The organism is Streptococcus sp. HCA-5024, from assembly GCF_037890265.1.
GTDB classification, from domain to species: domain Bacteria; phylum Bacillota; class Bacilli; order Lactobacillales; family Streptococcaceae; genus Streptococcus; species Streptococcus lingualis.
Genome location: NZ_JBBKBR010000001.1, coordinates 606,275 through 623,612, shown reverse-complemented (window position 1 = coordinate 623,612; position 17,338 = coordinate 606,275). Strand labels below are relative to the sequence as shown.

General features: G+C 38.0%; 20 protein-coding genes and 2 pseudogenes. 21 read left to right on the top strand and 1 reads right to left on the bottom strand.

Annotated elements, in window-relative coordinates:
- Window positions 1-89: 89 nt before the first annotated feature.
- The 20 genes from WKT08_RS03130 to WKT08_RS03035 all read left to right on the top strand — a co-directional run bounded on the left by WKT08_RS03130 (window position 90) and on the right by WKT08_RS03035 (window position 15,708).
- The gene (locus tag WKT08_RS03130) at window positions 90-290 is read left to right on the top strand and encodes a helix-turn-helix transcriptional regulator (protein ID WP_340279948.1); all 201 of its coding nucleotides are present in this window, start codon (window positions 90-92) and stop codon (window positions 288-290) included.
- 175 nt (window positions 291-465) lie between these two features.
- Complete coding sequence (locus WKT08_RS03125; RefSeq protein ID WP_340279946.1) at window positions 466-747, top strand: hypothetical protein; 282 nt, start codon at window positions 466-468, stop codon at window positions 745-747.
- 11 nt (window positions 748-758) lie between these two features.
- A complete protein-coding gene (locus tag WKT08_RS03120; RefSeq protein WP_155172359.1) occupies window positions 759-929 on the top strand; it encodes a hypothetical protein in 171 nt (56 codons plus the stop codon).
- Window positions 929-1,201, top strand: coding sequence for a hypothetical protein (locus WKT08_RS03115; protein ID WP_340279944.1), 273 nt, complete (start codon window positions 929-931; stop codon window positions 1,199-1,201). The genes WKT08_RS03120 and WKT08_RS03115 overlap by 1 nt, the downstream gene beginning before the upstream one ends.
- Before the next feature lie 112 nt (window positions 1,202-1,313).
- Entirely contained in the window at window positions 1,314-1,586 is a 273-nt protein-coding gene (locus tag WKT08_RS03110) for a hypothetical protein (protein ID WP_003013252.1), read from the top strand.
- Window positions 1,583-2,095: a hypothetical protein gene (locus WKT08_RS03105; RefSeq protein WP_340279940.1), complete on the top strand. Its 513-nt coding sequence runs from the start codon at window positions 1,583-1,585 to the stop codon at window positions 2,093-2,095. Before WKT08_RS03110 ends, WKT08_RS03105 begins: the two co-directional genes overlap by 4 nt.
- Complete coding sequence (locus tag WKT08_RS03100; RefSeq protein ID WP_340279938.1) at window positions 2,092-3,555, top strand: VapE domain-containing protein; 1,464 nt, start codon at window positions 2,092-2,094, stop codon at window positions 3,553-3,555. The genes WKT08_RS03105 and WKT08_RS03100 overlap by 4 nt, the downstream gene beginning before the upstream one ends.
- A gap of 354 nt (window positions 3,556-3,909) precedes the next feature.
- Window positions 3,910-4,071, top strand: a complete 162-nt coding sequence (locus WKT08_RS03095) for a hypothetical protein (protein ID WP_340279936.1) — start codon at window positions 3,910-3,912, stop codon at window positions 4,069-4,071.
- A gap of 103 nt (window positions 4,072-4,174) precedes the next feature.
- On the top strand, window positions 4,175-4,783 hold the full coding sequence (locus tag WKT08_RS03090) for a hypothetical protein (RefSeq protein WP_340279934.1): 609 nt from the start codon (window positions 4,175-4,177) through the stop codon (window positions 4,781-4,783).
- 46 nt (window positions 4,784-4,829) lie between these two features.
- Entirely contained in the window at window positions 4,830-5,210 is a 381-nt protein-coding gene (locus tag WKT08_RS03085; RefSeq protein ID WP_340279932.1) for a replication protein, read from the top strand.
- A gap of 2 nt (window positions 5,211-5,212) precedes the next feature.
- Window positions 5,213-5,605 carry a hypothetical protein gene (locus WKT08_RS03080; protein WP_340279930.1) on the top strand — a complete coding sequence of 131 codons (393 nt, stop codon included), beginning with the start codon at window positions 5,213-5,215 and terminating at the stop codon, window positions 5,603-5,605.
- A gap of 37 nt (window positions 5,606-5,642) precedes the next feature.
- Window positions 5,643-5,996, top strand: coding sequence for a hypothetical protein (locus WKT08_RS03075; protein ID WP_340279928.1), 354 nt, complete (start codon window positions 5,643-5,645; stop codon window positions 5,994-5,996).
- Window positions 5,997-6,374: 378 nt separating this feature from the next.
- Window positions 6,375-7,568, top strand: coding sequence for a hypothetical protein (locus WKT08_RS03070; protein WP_340279926.1), 1,194 nt, complete (start codon window positions 6,375-6,377; stop codon window positions 7,566-7,568).
- Entirely contained in the window at window positions 7,568-7,744 is a 177-nt protein-coding gene (locus tag WKT08_RS03065) for a hypothetical protein (protein ID WP_340279924.1), read from the top strand. The genes WKT08_RS03070 and WKT08_RS03065 overlap by 1 nt, the downstream gene beginning before the upstream one ends.
- A gap of 237 nt (window positions 7,745-7,981) precedes the next feature.
- Window positions 7,982-9,109, top strand: coding sequence for an AI-2E family transporter (locus WKT08_RS03060; protein WP_003008322.1), 1,128 nt, complete (start codon window positions 7,982-7,984; stop codon window positions 9,107-9,109).
- 135 nt (window positions 9,110-9,244) lie between these two features.
- On the top strand, window positions 9,245-10,726 hold the full coding sequence (locus WKT08_RS03055) for a M protein trans-acting positive regulator PRD domain-containing protein (RefSeq protein WP_049471761.1): 1,482 nt from the start codon (window positions 9,245-9,247) through the stop codon (window positions 10,724-10,726).
- 529 nt (window positions 10,727-11,255) lie between these two features.
- Complete coding sequence (locus tag WKT08_RS03050) at window positions 11,256-12,605, top strand: hemolysin family protein (protein ID WP_340279919.1); 1,350 nt, start codon at window positions 11,256-11,258, stop codon at window positions 12,603-12,605.
- A 408-nt stretch (window positions 12,606-13,013) separates the two neighbouring features.
- Window positions 13,014-13,991, top strand: a complete 978-nt coding sequence (locus tag WKT08_RS03045) for an ABC transporter substrate-binding protein (protein ID WP_340279916.1) — start codon at window positions 13,014-13,016, stop codon at window positions 13,989-13,991.
- 10 nt (window positions 13,992-14,001) lie between these two features.
- Window positions 14,002-14,895 (top strand): ABC transporter permease, encoded by an 894-nt coding sequence (locus WKT08_RS03040; RefSeq protein WP_155126668.1) that lies wholly within the window; start codon window positions 14,002-14,004, stop codon window positions 14,893-14,895.
- A 9-nt stretch (window positions 14,896-14,904) separates the two neighbouring features.
- Entirely contained in the window at window positions 14,905-15,708 is an 804-nt protein-coding gene (locus WKT08_RS03035; protein ID WP_340279912.1) for an ABC transporter ATP-binding protein, read from the top strand.
- A gap of 183 nt (window positions 15,709-15,891) precedes the next feature.
- Here WKT08_RS03035 and WKT08_RS03030 read toward each other — a convergent pair.
- Window positions 15,892-16,122, bottom strand: a pseudogene (locus tag WKT08_RS03030) (UTRA domain-containing protein); the annotation flags it as partial.
- Here WKT08_RS03030 and WKT08_RS03025 point away from each other — a divergent pair.
- Window positions 16,118-17,308 (top strand): annotated as a pseudogene (locus WKT08_RS03025) (alpha-amylase family glycosyl hydrolase); the annotation flags it as partial. The pseudogenes WKT08_RS03030 and WKT08_RS03025 sit on opposite strands and share 5 nt — an antisense overlap.
- Between the last annotated feature and the right edge of the window lie 30 nt (window positions 17,309-17,338).

Below are 17,338 nucleotides of genomic sequence, written 5' to 3'. Positions count from 1 at the left end.
ATAATACCATAGAAAGGTAGCCGAATTGGATACCTTGGAGGCTGTGATTTTAAAATTGTAGACGAAGGTTTTAGAAAGGAGGATAGGACATGAAGAAACTAAAAGGTTACCGAGTTATGTTAGGTTTGACTCAGAAAAAAATGGCTGATAGGCTAGATATTTCTTTACAATCTTACAATAACAAAGAATTGGGAAAAACTCCTTTTAACGATAAAGAACGTTTATTAATTAAATCTATGGTTACCAAAATCAAACCAGATATTACAATTGATGAACTTTTTTATAGTTGAAAAACAGACAACAAAAAAAGGCTCACAGTCGCCAAACTATCAAGCCTTTTTCAATGATGAACTAAAACACAACACAATGCAGGCAAGCCGTGTTATAGGTTTTAGCAATATTATTTACTTAAATTATACCATATCTTGGTATAGAGCGCAAAAAGTTGTACAGGAGGTACATAAAATGGAAACAGAAAAAACAGAATTAGAACTAACAGAATTAGAACTAACAGAATTAGAACTAACAGAATTAGAATTAGAGGAATTTTTAGAAGAGATGGAAAAAGTTAATGCACAATTAAGATTTAACAAAATTGTACAAGAGATGAAAGAGAATGAACCTAATCTTTATCAGATCCTATTTGATTTTCTACATAAGAAACTCTCTCTTGATGAATTGAATAACTTTCTTTCATTGGAGGGTGAAGCACGGTGGGCATATATAGACAGCTACAAAGCTAGATGAGGAGATCAAAAATGATTGGTGATTTATTAGGCGTTGGAATTATTTTTCTATCATTCGTGAGTATATTCTTCCTTGCTGAGTGTTTCCATGAGTGGGCTGTAGCTTACAAGAAAAGAGGATATATCAGCAAAAGACAGCTAAAACGTATGAAGAAATGGCTTGAGATCATGGAGGCTAGATAATGGCATACCAGCAAGAGGAACGGGAAACAGTTGTAAGATATGATGAACAGGATAACGCTTGGTATTTTGAATCAAACGTAAGACGGCATATTTCAAAGATTTTGAAGTTTGAAAAAGCATTTGAAGAGCTGATAGAGGAAAAGGAGGCTGGGCGAGTTGTTTCTATTCGTGCCAAACTTTCAGACCTTGACAATTTTTCAGTGAGTCCATTTGTCAGAAACAAACGCAAAGGACAAACTAATAATTTAATTCACGCACAGAATCGATTTTAAGGCTTGAAATTAGCCCTTTAATCGGTGAAATTCAACTTGAAATATAACAGGGGTATGATTATACCTCCCAAACGTGCAACCGCAGAAAAAACGATTTTAGAAAGGAAAATGAATGTTTAGTTTAAGTAAAGAAAGTGAACAAGAACTCAGTCAAGGAGTTTTGACTTTGATTGATACGTTTTTAAAGTCACAAGATAAAGTTTTTCAAAAATCTTTGGGGCTTATGACAGCAAAACAATTGAAAGATGAGTTAGATATAAAGGATAATACACTAAAACGGTGGGAAGAAAACGGCTTGAAACGCTATCAACCACCCCTAGAAGATACACGGAAAGCCTATTATAAAGTAAGTGATATCTTGATCTTTTTGGGAGCTGATAAATGAGAATAATAGAAGTTACTGTTCACTCTGACAAGTTGACGGCATTGGATTTTCTCAAGGACAATCCAACTTTGGTACTGCAAAATGGAAACTATTTTAAATTTGTTTATTTTGAACCAATTGGAGCAGGATTGACAGACTTTCGCACTAAAGGGATAACGATAAGACTTTGTGATAATCAACAGAAAAATTCTCATTGGAAAGTTGCGAGAAAGATCTATCCAAAATTTATGAAGCCTGAACCATTGGCAGTATTGCAGAAGTTAGAGGCTGGTAAGTTGAGTGAAGCAAGAGAGAATCAAGCAATAGAATTAAATGGCTGGTTATTCGATATTATCACGAATGGAATCTATACCAAAGAGGATACAGCGCTTTTTATTCGGTTACTATTCCTGCATGGTTATAGCTTCGAGCAGGTTACACAGCTATTCTCTTCAATTGTGAAGCGTGTGGCACTTGCAAAGTGCTTTCTAGATGAAATGAAAATAATTTATAAGGGGGTGAGTATTTGAACAATGGCAACAATAAAGCACAACAATATACAAATGCTGGATACAGTCAAGCACTAACTCAAGAGTTCACTGATCTTACAGCGATTAGAGAAACAGAACAGAATAGTTTAAACCTTGACCAAAAAGCAAAGGGTGACGGCTACGCTCCTACTCTAAACAATCTCAGAAAAATTCTTGAGCGTGATACTCGGTTAGCTGGTAAGCTAAAATACAATGAGTTTACAAATGAAATCGATATTTCAAATTCTATTAATTTGAACGGTGCTACTCGTTTAGACGGGGTTGCTGATGACTCTCTAATAAAAGAAATTCGCTTGTATATTGCCCAAAAGTATAAGATCGATTTTAAAAAGTCCGATATCGCTGATGTAATGGAGGTTGTAGCTAGATCGAACCAATACAACCCATTGAGATCATTCTTACTTGAATGTGAACAAGAGTACTCCCATTTAGCAGATCAGAAAGATCCATTTGATATCCTACGATATTATTTAAACGTGAAAGATAATCAATACAATCGAATTATCTTTGATCTGTTCTTTCGTGGAGCAGTTGCCAAAGTATTTGATCCAAGTATAAAGTTTGACTTTGTATTAGATTTAACAGGCGAGCAGGGAGTAGGAAAGACACAGTTTTTTGAGCAGTTATTTACAGATCAATACTTTACAACCGTGGATACACTCACAGAAAAAGACGATAAAGCCCGAATGGTGCGGAATTGGTGCGTTTTTGATGATGAGATGATCGCAACTAGAAAAGCGAGTTTCCAAGTTTTAAAAAGGTTTGTGACTGATAGAAAAATTGAATTTCGCCCACCTTACGCAAGTTCAGATAGACGATTGATGAAAAACTTTGTATTTGTACGGGCTACTAATCAACCTGATTATCTGAATGATTTGACAGGGGAACGTAGGTTTTTAGTTGCTGAGGTATTCAAAGATAACTCTTACCGAGGTAGAATGTGGTCTGAAAAGGATCGCAGGGCATTCTGGGGCGCTATGGTGACAGCATGGAGAGCAAACCAAGCATTGACCTTGTCAGACAGTCAAGAACACCTTGTAAACACTGTAAGAGAACGCTATAAGCTCATAGATGATGAACTAGAGGCACTTGAAAGGTATCTATCAACTCCTTATCCTGAAAGAATGTACTTTGCTCCAATCAATGACGGTCTGAGAAGAACTTATATCTATGAGATGATCAACAATGGAGCATACTTAAATGGTAACGGGGAAGAAGTCAAAATAGATACAGCAAAATATGGCGAGTTAGTACCCCGTGAAAAAATGACAGTCTCATTATTTTTTAAAGAGGTTTTTCTAATCGATAAGCCCACACCTCAACAAAATGCAAAGATACGGCTTGCAATGCGTGGTAAACGTACATGGGAGTACAAGAGAAATATCAAGATTGGAAGAACTCCGACATCTGGTTTTCAAAAAGTAGGAGAATCAGAATGAGAGTAGGAAAATTCATTAAAATATTCCTACCGCCCTAACTCCTTGAGAGAGTAAGGCTTTACAAGCTTTCTGAAATATATGGTAGGAATCATTTCAAAAAGTTCCTACCACTTTAAACCCTTGAGGCTCTAGGGATAAAAGGTACTCGGTAGGAAAATAATAATATTTTCAATAATAATATTTATTAATGAATTAAATAGGTATTATTGTTTATATAATATTTTTAGTGCTGAAATTCTTCCTACTTTCCTACCAAGTGCCAAAAACGTTGATATAACGGGCTGGAATTGGTAGGACACTGTTCCTACCGTAATCCTACCACTCAAATAGATCCTACCAATGGAGAAAATAAAAATGCATGAAAAAATTTTGATTGAAAAAATGGAAGATGGCTATCTATTTTATATAAAAAATGGTATAATAGAGAGTGTAAAAGTTCCAGCGTACGGGAAACTGACACTAGTCTACCAACATAGTAAAGTATGCTATGTTGAAAAGGCTGAAACAATAAAATAGATCTATCGGAACAACCGAGGGTGAAACATTTCGTGAAGATTGCATAGGCTTCATGAGGGTTCATTCTCGGTTTTTTGATTAGGTACAGAAAGAGGTAAAAAAGATGACATTCACAACTATTAAGAGCGAACTCAAAGCATTTGCAAACAAGAAAGTAGACTATATGCGCTCATACATTGAGTTACAGGAGAAACTAAAAAAGCAGGTTGCTGAGGGCATGAAAGGGAGCAAACAAGCTCAGATCGAGCTAGCTGACCTCAAGAGTGAGGGAGAAACGTACTCACAGAAAACCTATGATAAGATCATGTCTGATATCGAGCAGGAACAAACCAAACAACTTGAGGAACTCAAATCAGAAAAGAATAGCGTGACTGCTGATGATGTAGCTGAATTGATGTTACTTGAAAGCACAAAGGATATTTCATGGGAAGAGTTTGAAGAATACCTGGAGAAATACAAGAACAAACCACTAGCAATTAAAAAGCTGGGAGAGATCGCCCAATCTCATACAGATTTATCATTCTTTGACTATGAGAAATACAATATTAAAGATCGTACCGAAAAATTAGCGGAGTACTTAAAAAACCAAGCTAAAACCTATCACAGCGAATTTTTAATCAATGGGGATAAGATGTTACTTGTCACAGCAGAATTGAGTTTAGAGCTTGATGAAACGGCTATAGGACGTTTCTTTGAAGAGAATGGGCTTTAAAAATGTCTGAAATTGCCTCAGAATGTCCGATAGAGAGGGGGTAGGCATGGAAGATTTAACGTTAAAAGAAGAAAAGTTCCTGACGGCTTTAATGCTTGCCCCATCTGTGGGCAAGGCTTGCGAAAAAGTGGGGATCTCTAGACGCACGGCACAGCGTTACATGGCAAAAACCACGGTAAGAAGTGCATACCGCAAGATGAGAAACCAAGCAATGGAGCAGGCAACAAGCAGGCTGAATAGTGTAGCTGTGGAGGCTGTGGAAGTCTTAACAGCTATCATGAATGATACTAAAATCAGCCCATACGCACGCCAACAATCAGCCAGAACTATTCTTGAGTTTGCGTATAAAGCATACGAAAATGAAGCAATTATAGAAAAGCTGGAAGAATTGGAAACAGTTATCAGTATAGACAATAAGGATATTTAGAGTTGAATAAAAAAGAGCTTTTAAAGAAAATTGATGAGCTAAAACAGATACACAAGATGAAAACGGGCGGTATCGTCATTGTAACTGAATCAGATAAAGGGATTGAGTATATCAATGTAAATGGTAAGGACTATCTAGACCATGAAGCATTGGCGGTATTAAGAACATTTTCAGATGATAGTATTATCATATTCGATAATATAGATGATAGCTGGGAACGTAGAACCATTTCAGATGATTTTAAAGAGATGATATTCTTTCCAACTGTGGAAGATAGAATGGATTATATTCGTGTAAATAAGGGGATCAACCCCCTTTATCATGATGAATCTGATCCATACCATACGATATCAAGAAAAGAGTGGCTTGACTTTTACAAAAATACAAGCCCCTGAACCCTATTTGTAAATGTATTTGAAAAGGAGGCAAAGCATGAATATAGGGCAGGAAGAAAAAAGGAACAAGAAAGAGCTTGCTAGAAATGTACTTTGCCAATATCGCTCTTTATGTAGAATAGCTGGGGTTGATTATCTAACAGGCGATTTACTTGATAATTGCACAGATCAACAAAATCAGCGCCAAAACATGGCTTTAACCGAGGTAAATCGAATTAGAAAAGCTATTGAGGGTATTTCATTGGCAATGGATAAACGTATCCTAGAAATGAGCTTTATTGAGCAAAAAAAGGTGTCTGCTTATGAACAGATGAATTTACTTTCTATCTCCAGCAGTAACTATCATAGGCGTAAGGCAAGAGCGTTGTTACAATTCATAGAGAATTGGTAATCCATACCCCCAATAAAAATAAACGGGCTATATCTAAACTCAGCAAAATGACGCGCCCTTTTCTGTACGAAAAATTCCCTTTTTAAAACCTGTTTGGAGCGTGAAAAAGCGGGCAAGATATGCTATAATTGAACTAGTGGTAGGCCTTCGAGTACCCATTGGTACGCGGACGCCTACCATTTTTGACTAAAAAATGTATTTTAGAAGGTCTTGTAGATTTTTTTAAAAATAATCCTGTAGATGAAATTGACGGAAAATTTACAAAATAAAATACTTATTAAAGCGTTAGAACTGGATCAATATAGGTGGTAATTTCCGAAAAGTTGGTGTATAATTGGAGCATAGATATGGAAAGTATTGTTTGTCAGGAGTAGAAAAATGACAGCTGAAATCGGAATATTAAATAAAAACGGGGTTGTTTTAGCTGCAGATAGTGCGGTAACATTATCTAATGGAACTAATTCCAAAGTGTTTAATAGTGCTCGGAAATTATTTACTTTATCTAGCGTACATTCAGTTGGAATTATGATTTATGGTGATGCTTCTTTTATGGGAGTTCCCTGGGATGTAATCATAAGTGAGTATAAAAGGTCGATTGGCAATCAAGTTTTAAGTAATACAGCAGAGTATATTAATAGTCTCATTGATTTTTTATTAGGGTTTGAGCCTATACAAAGTAGTGACGCCTTAGTTAATTATATAGTCAGACAGACTCAAAAATATTTAGAAATAATACATCAGAATGCCCAAGAAATAGCTGATACTAGATCATCTAATGGTGAAACAATATCTCTAGAAAATTTTATGGGGATTTTGTGGGAATTTATAGATGAGTACTCTAAAGAGATTGCTCAATTAGTACCTGAAGATGATTTTGAATATTTAGAAGGTGAACTAGATGCTATAAGGGAAGTAGTAAATAATTACTTTAAAGATGTGGAGTCCACTGAAGAACAACTAACCTTTCTATCTAAAACATTATACCAAGCGATGCGAATCGGTTTTGATAGAAATTCCGTAACAGGGCTGGTAATTGCTGGATTTGGTGATAAAGAAATTTTTCCATCACTTTGTCAAATAGAATTAAGCGGTGTCTTTGCTAATCGTCTTGTTTGGGAAGTTGTTAAACAGAGTGAAATTACTCAAAATAAACGCTGTGATATTATACCATTTGCTCAATCTGAAATGGTAAATACTATTATGAATGGGATTGACCCTGTTTTAAATGCGTTTATCGCTCAAGAACTCGAGATAATTCTTAAAAAACATAATATATCTGAAGAAAAAGATAAATTGTTTGATAATATTGCCAAAGTTCAAGAATTACACTATATAAATCCTATCTTTGAGTTGATAGCAATGCAACCTATTGATGAAATGGCTTCTACAGCAAAAACATTTATTGAATTAACCTCATTTAAAAGAAGGATTGTAAATACACTTGAGACAGTTGGAGGTCCTGTGGACGTACTAGCGATTTCAAAAGGGGATGGTCCTATCTGGATCGAAAGAAAACACTATTTTAATATTGATAACAATATTAATTATAGAATTAGAAAGGGTGGTATATAATGTATTCATTAAATTTTTCAAAAGAAAAAGACAAGTTTTTAGATAAAAAAATATATCAGAATCTTTCTCGAAACAATGTTGGTAAAAACTTTTTAGAAGTGTATAAAGAGATAGGTAATACACCAAAAAATAAGATAGAAAAATCCATTATTAATAAATCTATTAAAAACAACTAGCACCCGTTTAGGTGCTAGTTTCTTGCCTGCTGAACTCGTAAATTGATAGATACCCCAAGGGGTATTTTTTTGTTCAGTAATTTGTGGAATTTGGGGAGTGATATAATGATGTTAAATGAACCATTAAAAGCTGAAAAATGTTATTAAATCAAGGCTACAGACTGTTAATATACTCTAATAAATGCTGTTTGAAATTCTATCATAAAATATGGTAGAATAGAAAACAGGAGGTAAGGAATGTTTCGAAATAGTAAATTGTTATTCTGGACATGTGAGATCTTATTATTGACGGTGATTTTCTATATTTGGAAATCAATGGGGACTTTAATTTCTCCATTTGTATCTGTTCTGAATACCATCCTCTTACCATTTTTAATTGCAGGTTTTTTATATTACATTACCAATCCGATTGTTGAATTGTTGGAAAAACACTTAAAAATCAAGCGTGTGTTTGGGATTTTGATCACCTTAGTCCTCTTGTTTGGGATCATTGGCTTAGGGATCTTTTATCTGCTCCCTATCTTGATCAATCAGTTAACCAGCTTGATCAATTCAACTCAAGGACTTTACTGGGAAGTTCAAAGTTTGGTTCGAAAACTCTCGACCAATCCTTTGTTCCAAAATGTGAATATCCAGTCGACGATTCAGCAGTTGAATCTCTCTTATATGGATATCCTACAAAATCTCTTGAATAGTGTGACCAACAGTTTAGGAAGTGTGGTTAACACCATTGTCAATACGGTCTTTATCTTGATCATGACCCCTGTCTTCTTGGTTTATTTCTTGGTCGATGGGAAGAAGTTATTACCGATGTTGGAGCGGACCATTTTACGCAATGACAAACTCCACATTTCAAGCCTCTTGATTAGTTTGAATGAAACGGTCTCTCGCTATATTAGTGGGATTTCGATCGATGCCTTTATCATTGGAACCCTAGCCTACATTGGCTATAGTTTTATTGGATTGAAGTACGCTTTGGTCTTTGCCATTTTTTCTGGATTAGCCAACCTCATTCCATATGTAGGACCAACCATCGGGTTGATTCCGATGATCATCACCTATGCCTTCACAGATATGGATATGATGATCAAAGCAGTCATTTACATGTTGATTATCCAGCAGATCGATGGGAATATTCTTTATCCGCGTATCGTTGGAGGCGTGATGAAGGTTCACCCGATTACCATTATGGTTCTCTTATTGCTCTCAAGTAATATTTACGGCATTATCGGGATGGTCGTTGCGATTCCAGTCTATTCGATTGGAAAAGAAATTGTAAAATTCTTGGTGAATCTTTATGATAACCACCGTGCTGCTAAGGAACAGAAGAAAAAAGAAGAATTTGGTATCATTAATAAATCATAGACTCTAGCGCCTATATGGGCCTTAGAGTCTTTTTTGTACATTTTTTTGAAAAATGCTGGAAAAAAGTCAACAAGTGCTATGAAATGTGTTAAAATATAAGTGATTTTGAAAGAAAATATGAAAAGGTAGGAAAAGATGAGACTGCTCTTATCGAAAAAACAGAGACGCCAATTGCAATTGTTGGAAATCCTGATTAAGGAAAAAAGATGGTTCCACTTGAAAGAGTTGGCCAAGCGTTTGGATTGTACAGAACGTTCGTTAAAAGAAGATTTGTCTAATCTTCGTAGTACATTTGATGACTTTTTAATTGAATCATCTACCAATGGGATCAAGATCAGTTATGAGGATTCGGTTGGGCTTGAGGTGATTTACCATCACTTTTTTAAAGAATCACAAGCCTTTGCTTTGATTGAATATCTCTTTTTCAACAAGGATGTTTCCAATGAATATATTTGCAGAAAGTTTGATTTGAGTTACCAATCTTTCTACCGCTTGATTCGGACGATTAATCAGAAGCTTCAAACCAAATACAATGTAAAGATTGATTTGAAACCCTTGAATCTTGTCGGGGATGAGATTGACGTTCGTTTCTTTTATGCCCAATATTTTGCAGAGCGTTATTACTACATGGAGTGGCCTTTCCCAGAATTTAAGGAAGAGGCGGTGACCGATTTGATCACCTTCTTCTTCAAGCTCTATGGCTATCCATTGACCTTCTCTGTACTCAGGTCTTATAAAGTTCTCTTGACAGTCTACTTGTCACGGATTAAGCAAGGTTACTTCATCGACATGCCAACGAACTATGATGTGTATAAGGACCAGTATCAAGGGGTGACCAATGTCGAGGAGATGTTGCGCTACTTTAGCTTGCAGTTGGGTGTCGAGTTGAATGAAAAAGTGCTGGAACAGTTCTTTATTATCTTTATTCAAGAGAATTTCTATTTCAGTCCAGAAAGCTTGATCGAAGCTGCAGAAACGGATCCTTATGCCAAAGAATCGACTAGACTCATCAAAGATATGTTCAAGGATCTATGCTATACCTATGATTTAGACATTGAAAATCTTGATGAGATGTTGATGCATGTCCATAACACGTCTCATCTCGATCGGAAGGAATTATTCTCTGAGTTTCTCTTGTTTGATACCAAGACCAATACCAACGAAGATTTCATGAGCATCTTCCCAGCCTTCTATGATGATTTGAAGGAGCATATCATCACTTATATGAAGACCATGAAGCATGATCTGAATGATGAGATCATCAAGCACATGATCTATACGGTCTATACTCACTGGGAACGTCTCTTACCACAGTTATTGCGTCGTCGGAAGTCTATTAAGGTCTTGATTATCAGTCGTTTTGACGATCACCATGCCAAATCCATGATCGATTTCCTTGATTTCTACTGTACGGATAACTTTGAATTTACGCAGATGATCAAGTACAATCTAACAGTAGATGATATTGAAGCTTCGGATGCAGATGTGGTGGTAGCCAACTTTATGATGCCTGAATTAAAGAAAAAACCATTTATTTGTACAAGTAGTCTCTCATCGCTTGAGCTGGTTGAAAAACTCAATGCCTTCTTTTATGATTTTACCAGTGCAGAACACTAAAGACAAAGTCTTCTTAGAAACTTTCCTTAGGTGAGTACGGACGTCAGCGAACTTCGAAGAAGTTCCATGACTAATTAAGATACAAAGGGCGTTCGCGGATAAAGTCAAAATAGGAAGTTTGACGCAGAATCTTTAGATTCTAGGAAAACTTATCTTTTTGACACGATCCGTAGCCCGTGTTCAATTCGTTTTGGACCCCTTCGCTTTTTAATTTTTTAGGCTCAGGCTAAAACAGTTTCCCAAACTGTTTTACTCCCAAAACTCCCGAGTGCTAGAAACAATCGTGTTTCTAGCACTTTTCTCACGGCGGAAAGTTTCAGTGTAGGTTTGAATGAAACGATTATATATTTTGTTTTAAGTTTTCAGCGTTACTTAGGTTATTTTATGTGAAAAAACAATATGTTCACATTCTAAAATCAGGACTTGTTCCTGATTTTTTGATGGTAAAAAAAGAAAATTTTATAGAAGAATGCAGGCTCTCCTATTTTGTGGTATAATATACAATATTATATACTGGAGGAAATTATCCATGGAAGACCCTGGCAGTCAGGAAATTTTACTGGAAGTTATTTTATTGATTGTTTTGACATTATTGAACGCCTTTTTCTCGGCGGCTGAAATGTCAATGGTATCGTTGAATCGCTCTCGTGTAGAGCAAAAGGCTGAAGAAGGAGATAAAAAATATATTCGTCTTCTTAGCGTATTGGAACAACCGAACCATTTCTTATCCACTATTCAGGTGGGGATCACCTTGATTACCATCTTATCTGGGGCGAGTCTTGCAGAAAGTCTCGGTCATGTCATTGCTGGATGGATGGGCAATACCAAAACAGCTCTTGCAGCTGGAAGCTTTTTATCTCTAGCATTTTTGACTTATATTTCGATCGTATTTGGTGAACTCTATCCGAAACGAATCGCTATGAACCTAAAAGATGAGTTGGCTGTTCGAACAGCTCCGATTGTGATTCTATTAGGAAAAATTGTTAGCCCCTTTGTTTGGTTGCTTTCAGCATCGACCAACCTTTTGAGCCGTATCACGCCAATGGAATTCGATGATCCAGATGAAAAGATGACGCGGGATGAAATCGAGTATATGCTGACCAATAGTGAAGCAACACTGGATGCGGATGAGATTGAGATGCTCCAAGGGATCTTTTCATTAGATGAAATGGTAGCGCGTGAAGTCATGGTGCCACGGACAGATGCCTTCATGGTTGATATCAATGATGATACCAAAGAAATTATTGAAAGTATCCTTAAGCAAAACTTTTCACGGATTCCTGTCTATGATGATGACAAGGACAATGTCATCGGCCTCATCCATACCAAACGTCTCTTGAACGAAGGATTTATCAATGGCTTTGATAATATTGTCTTAAGAAAGATTTTGCAAGAACCTTTGTTTGTTCCAGAAACCATTTTTGTGGATGATCTTTTGAAGGAATTGCGCAATACGCAAAATCAAATGGCCATTCTACTCGATGAATATGGTGGGATGTCTGGTTTGGTTACTCTTGAAGACCTCTTGGAAGAAATCGTCGGTGAAATTGACGATGAGACTGACAAAGCGGAAATTGATGTCTTTGAAATTGCGGACAATACCTATGTCGTACAAGGAGCTATGTCACTAAACGACTTTAATGAATACTTTGGCGTTGAGTTGGAAAGCGATGATGTGGATACCATTGCAGGGTATTATCTGACAGAGGTTGGGCGAATTCCAACCTTGAAAGAGCGACTCAGCTGTGAAGTCGATAGTCAAAAGAAACACTTGATTCTGACAAATGACAAGGTGAAAAATGGTCGTGTGACCAAGGTAAAAGTTGAAATTTCTGAAATCGTCGAAGATGATGAAGAAACCAAATCAAAAGAAGATTAGAAAATAGAGGCCTGGACGTGTTCCAGCCTCTGTTTTTTTCTTGTCAGGGCTAGTTGAATTTTCAAAAAATTTTAAAAATTTCTGAAATAGTCTTGACAGCAAAAAAAAATTAAGGTAAGATAATACCCATAAATAAAGAAAGCAGAAAATAAACATGAAGCAACAAGCCATTTCAACTCAAAAATTTTACTTTAGCTACTTTAGATAGTGTTTGTAGACATGATCTCATGGATGCAAACAACCCAAGCAATTTGTTTGTATCTATGTGGCTAAGATTTTTGATGATGGTCCATAGAGCTAGTATCTAAATGGACCGAGGTTTTGTAACTTGTTGGAGAATTTCAAGCATCCGTTTAGAGTATCATCTAAGCGGATTTTTTGTTTATTTTGCAGAAAAGGAGTCAATAAATGAAAGTAGTGAAAAAATTGCTAGCACCTGTCCTGGTTGTAGGACTTCTGTTAACATCATTGGTGACCTTACACAATCTAAAGGATACTAAAAAAGACAATGTCTTTCGAATTGGGATTTCCCAGTACATCACCCATAAGTCGCTCGATGCGACACGAAAAGGCTTTATCGAGGAGTTGAAGAAAGAGGGCTATGTGGATGGGAAAAATATCCAGATTGATTTCCAAAATGCTCAAGGGGAGCAACGAAATCTGAAAAACATTTCCAAACAATTGGCGGAAGAAAGTGATCTCGTCTTTGCGATTGCAACCCCTTCGGCACAAAGCTTGGCCAATACGACGAAAACAACGCCGGTTGTCTTCTCAGCTGTGACCGACCCATTGGCAGCGAAATTGGTGAAGAACTTGAAAGAGCCTGGTGGCAATATCACGGGGACAAGTGACCAGTCAGACGATGCGATCTCTACACAGGTAGACATGATTAAGCAAGTGCTTCCAACGGCGAAAACAGTTGGGATCCTCTATACGCAAAGTGAGCCTAACTCAGTCGTCCAAAAAGACAATGCGAAGAAGATCCTTGAAGCTAAAGGCTATCAAGTGGTTGAAAAAACCATCCTCGATAGTAACAATGTGAAGGCTGCAGCAGACAGTATCATGTCAGAAGCAGATATCGTCTTTGTTCCGACGGATAACATCATTTCTTCTACAATGGACACTGTAAAACAGGTTTCCCTCAGCCATAAGGTGCCCGTTTTTGGTGGATCTGCTGAGATGGTGGCTACTGGTGGCTTGTACAACTTCGGTACCGATTATGAGGAATTGGGAAGACAAGCTGCTCGGATGGCCATTCGCATCATGAAGGGTGAGAAACCTGGCAAAGTTGCAGTTGAAACACCTGAAAAATTAGAATTGCATACCAATAAAGAGATGGCGAAAGAGCTTGGAATTGATATTAGCTCGTTGAAGGTAGAAAAATAGGAGGTTTGAGATGAATTTCGTTTTATCAAGTTTATCAGAAGGTTTATTGTGGTCGATCATGGCGATCGGTGTTTACTTAACATTTCGAATTTTAGATATTGCCGACATGACGGCAGAAGGAGCCTTTCCACTTGGGGCAGCAGTTGTAGCTTCCCAAATTCAAGCAGGAAGAAACCCTTGGCTTGCAACTTTGATGGGCTTCCTAGCAGGAATGATCGCAGGATTGGTTTCTGGGATTCTCCATACAAAAATGAAAATTCCAGCCCTCTTGACAGGGATTGTCACTTTGACCGGTCTCTACTCTATCAATATTAAAATCATGGGGGGAGTACCCAACCTCTCTATTGGCGATGCCAGTACCATTTTCAAAAGTGTCATGAAATTGGGCTTGTCCAATGAAGAAGCTGTCTTTTTGATTAGTATTTCGTGCTTGATCATCGTCTGTATCTTATTAACTCTCTTAATGAAGACGCAACTTGGCTTGGTTTTGCGCTCGACTGGTGATAACATTCCAATGAGTGAGGCCAATGGGGTCAATGTAGATAACATGAAGATGTTGGGCTATATGATTTCCAATGGTTTGATTGCCCTTTGTGGAGCGATGTTTGCACAAAATGATGGTTTCTCAGATGTGACTTCTGGTACAGGGACGATCGTAGTCGGTTTGAGTGCGGTGATTATCGCTGAAGTTTTGATCCACGAATTGACCATTGGTTGGCGCTTGCTTTCCATCGGGGTTGGAGCTATTGTGTACCGTTTGATTATCTTAAATATTTACGAGATCCCAAATCTCGATCAAAATATGGTTCGTCTCTTCAATGCGATCTTGCTCGCGATTGTCTTGTTCGCTCCTGAGGCGCAAAAACGTCTTCGTGTTCGTGGACTGAAGTTAGGAAATAAATAGGAGAAAAGTATGGCAACATTATTATCAATTGAAGGCATTCATAAGACATTTGAAGCAGGAACGGTTAATGAAAACCACGTCTTAAAAGGTTTGGATCTCCAAGTGGAAGAAGGAGATTTCATTTCGGTCATCGGTGGAAATGGAGCTGGGAAATCAACCTTGATGAACATCTTGGCAGGAAATCTAGTCGTGGATGAAGGGGATATCTTGCTAGAGGGTAACTCTATCAAAAATACGAGTGTTCGTAAGCGTGCTAAGGATATTGCGCGTGTCTTCCAAGATCCTAAGATGGGGACAGCTTCCCGTTTGACCATTGAAGAAAATATGGCCATTGCCCAGCGTCGGGGGAAATCTCGTGGTTTGAGCTGGGGAGTTCGGGAGAAAGATCGCGAATTGTTCCGTGAAGCCTTGAAGGAACTGAATATTGGTTTAGAGAACCGCCTCAAAGTCGATACCCAATATTTATCTGGTGGGCAACGTCAAGCTTTGACCTTGGTCATGGCAGCCTTGGTTAGACCCAAATTCTTGCTTCTGGATGAACATACCGCAGCGCTTGATCCCAAGACCAGTGAAATGGTCATGGAATTGACACAAAAGATCGTGGAAAGCCATGATTTGACAACCTTGATGATTACACACGATATGAACCATGCTATCGAATATGGCAACCGCTTGATCATGCTCTACCAAGGGAAAATCGTGGTCGATGTTAAAGGAGAAGAAAAGAAAAACTTGACAGTTGAAGACTTGATGCGCCTCTTCCAACAAAACAGTGGTGAAACCTTGGTGAGTGACGAATTGGTATTGGGATAAAATAAAGAGAGTGGGACAGAAATCGGTCATTCGTTAGAATTCGATTTCGTCGTCCCACCTCCGCACAGTTGAGTAGGGCTGTAAAAGCTGATGAAATCAGCGTAGTAGAGGCCACTCAACCACTGCGTCTTGCTCGACAATCCAAAGACAATTAAGAGGCCAGGACTTTTGTCCCAGCCTCCTTTATTTCCTCCGCTCTGCATAGTCGACAAAATGAAACTTGTCTAATTTGTGCCGGCTTTCGGTGAACTGGAATTGCCGTCCGTCTGCTAAGTGAACTTGGGAGCGGACCGTTACCACGTGTTGGTCTTTTCCAAGATCCAGTAAGATTTTGTCGCGATTATCGATTGGTGAAATCAAAATTTCTTTTTTGGCATAGCCAATCTGCAATTTCAAGTCTTCTTCTATTGGAGATACGGGGAAATATTACCTTTACCTCTTTGACGTGACGCAGGCAGACCTCAATTGGCGCAATCCCAATGTCCGCAAGGAGTTGTTCAAGGTGGTCAACTTCTGGCGGGACAAGGGCGTCAAAGGCTTTCGTTTCGATGTAATCAATTTGATTGGGAAAGATGAGGTCTTGGTGGATTGCCCTGAAAATGAAGGGAAGCCAGCTTATACGGATAAACCCATTGTGCATGACTATCTTCGTATGATGAATGAAGCGACCTTTGGTTCTGATGATAGCTTTACGACCGTTGGAGAGATGTCTTCGACAACCATTGACAACTGTGTTCTCTATTCAGCACCGGAGCGCCACGAGTTGTCTATGGCTATTAACTTCCATCATCTGAAAGTCGACTATGAAGATGGTCAAAAATGGACCATTGCTCCCTTTGATTTTGAAGAGCTCAAGCGTCTCTACCATACCTGGGGCAAGGAAATGAGTGAACGAGGTGGTTGGAGTGCCCTCTTCTGGAATAACTATGACCAACCTCGTGCTTTGAATCGCTTTGTGGATATCCAGAACTTCCGTAATGAAGGAGCGACCATGCTCGCTGCTAGCATTCACTTGTCACGTGGGACCCCTTATATCTACATGGGCGAAGAGATCGGCATGATTGATCCAGACTATGATTCGATGGCAGATTATGTGGATGTCGAGTCCATCAATGCTTACCAGATGCTTTTGGATCAAGGTCAGTCTCCTGAGCAAGCCTTTAAGATTATTCAAGCCAAATCACGTGATAATTCTCGTACGCCAATGCAATGGGATGCTTATGAAAATGCAGGTTTTTCAACAGGCACACCATGGTTGAAGGTTGGGAAGTCCTATAAAGACATCAATGTTGAAAAGGAAATGGATGGACCAATCTTTAAATTTTATAAAGAATTGATTCGCCTGCGTAAAGAAATGCGGATCATTTCAGAAGGAAGCTATCTGCCAGCAATGGAGGATAGTAAAGAAGTCTATGCCTTTGAACGTCACTTAGATGGTCAAAAACTCTTGGTACTCAATCATTTCTATGGCAGTGAAGTTGAAGTAGCGATTCCAGAAGACTACCAAACAGGGCGCGTGCTTTTATCCAACTATGAGAAGGTAGAGCTTTCTGAAAAAGTAATTCTGAAACCATATCAGACACTGGCGATATTAGTTTAAGTATTTCACACTTCGATCTTTTTGGGTCGA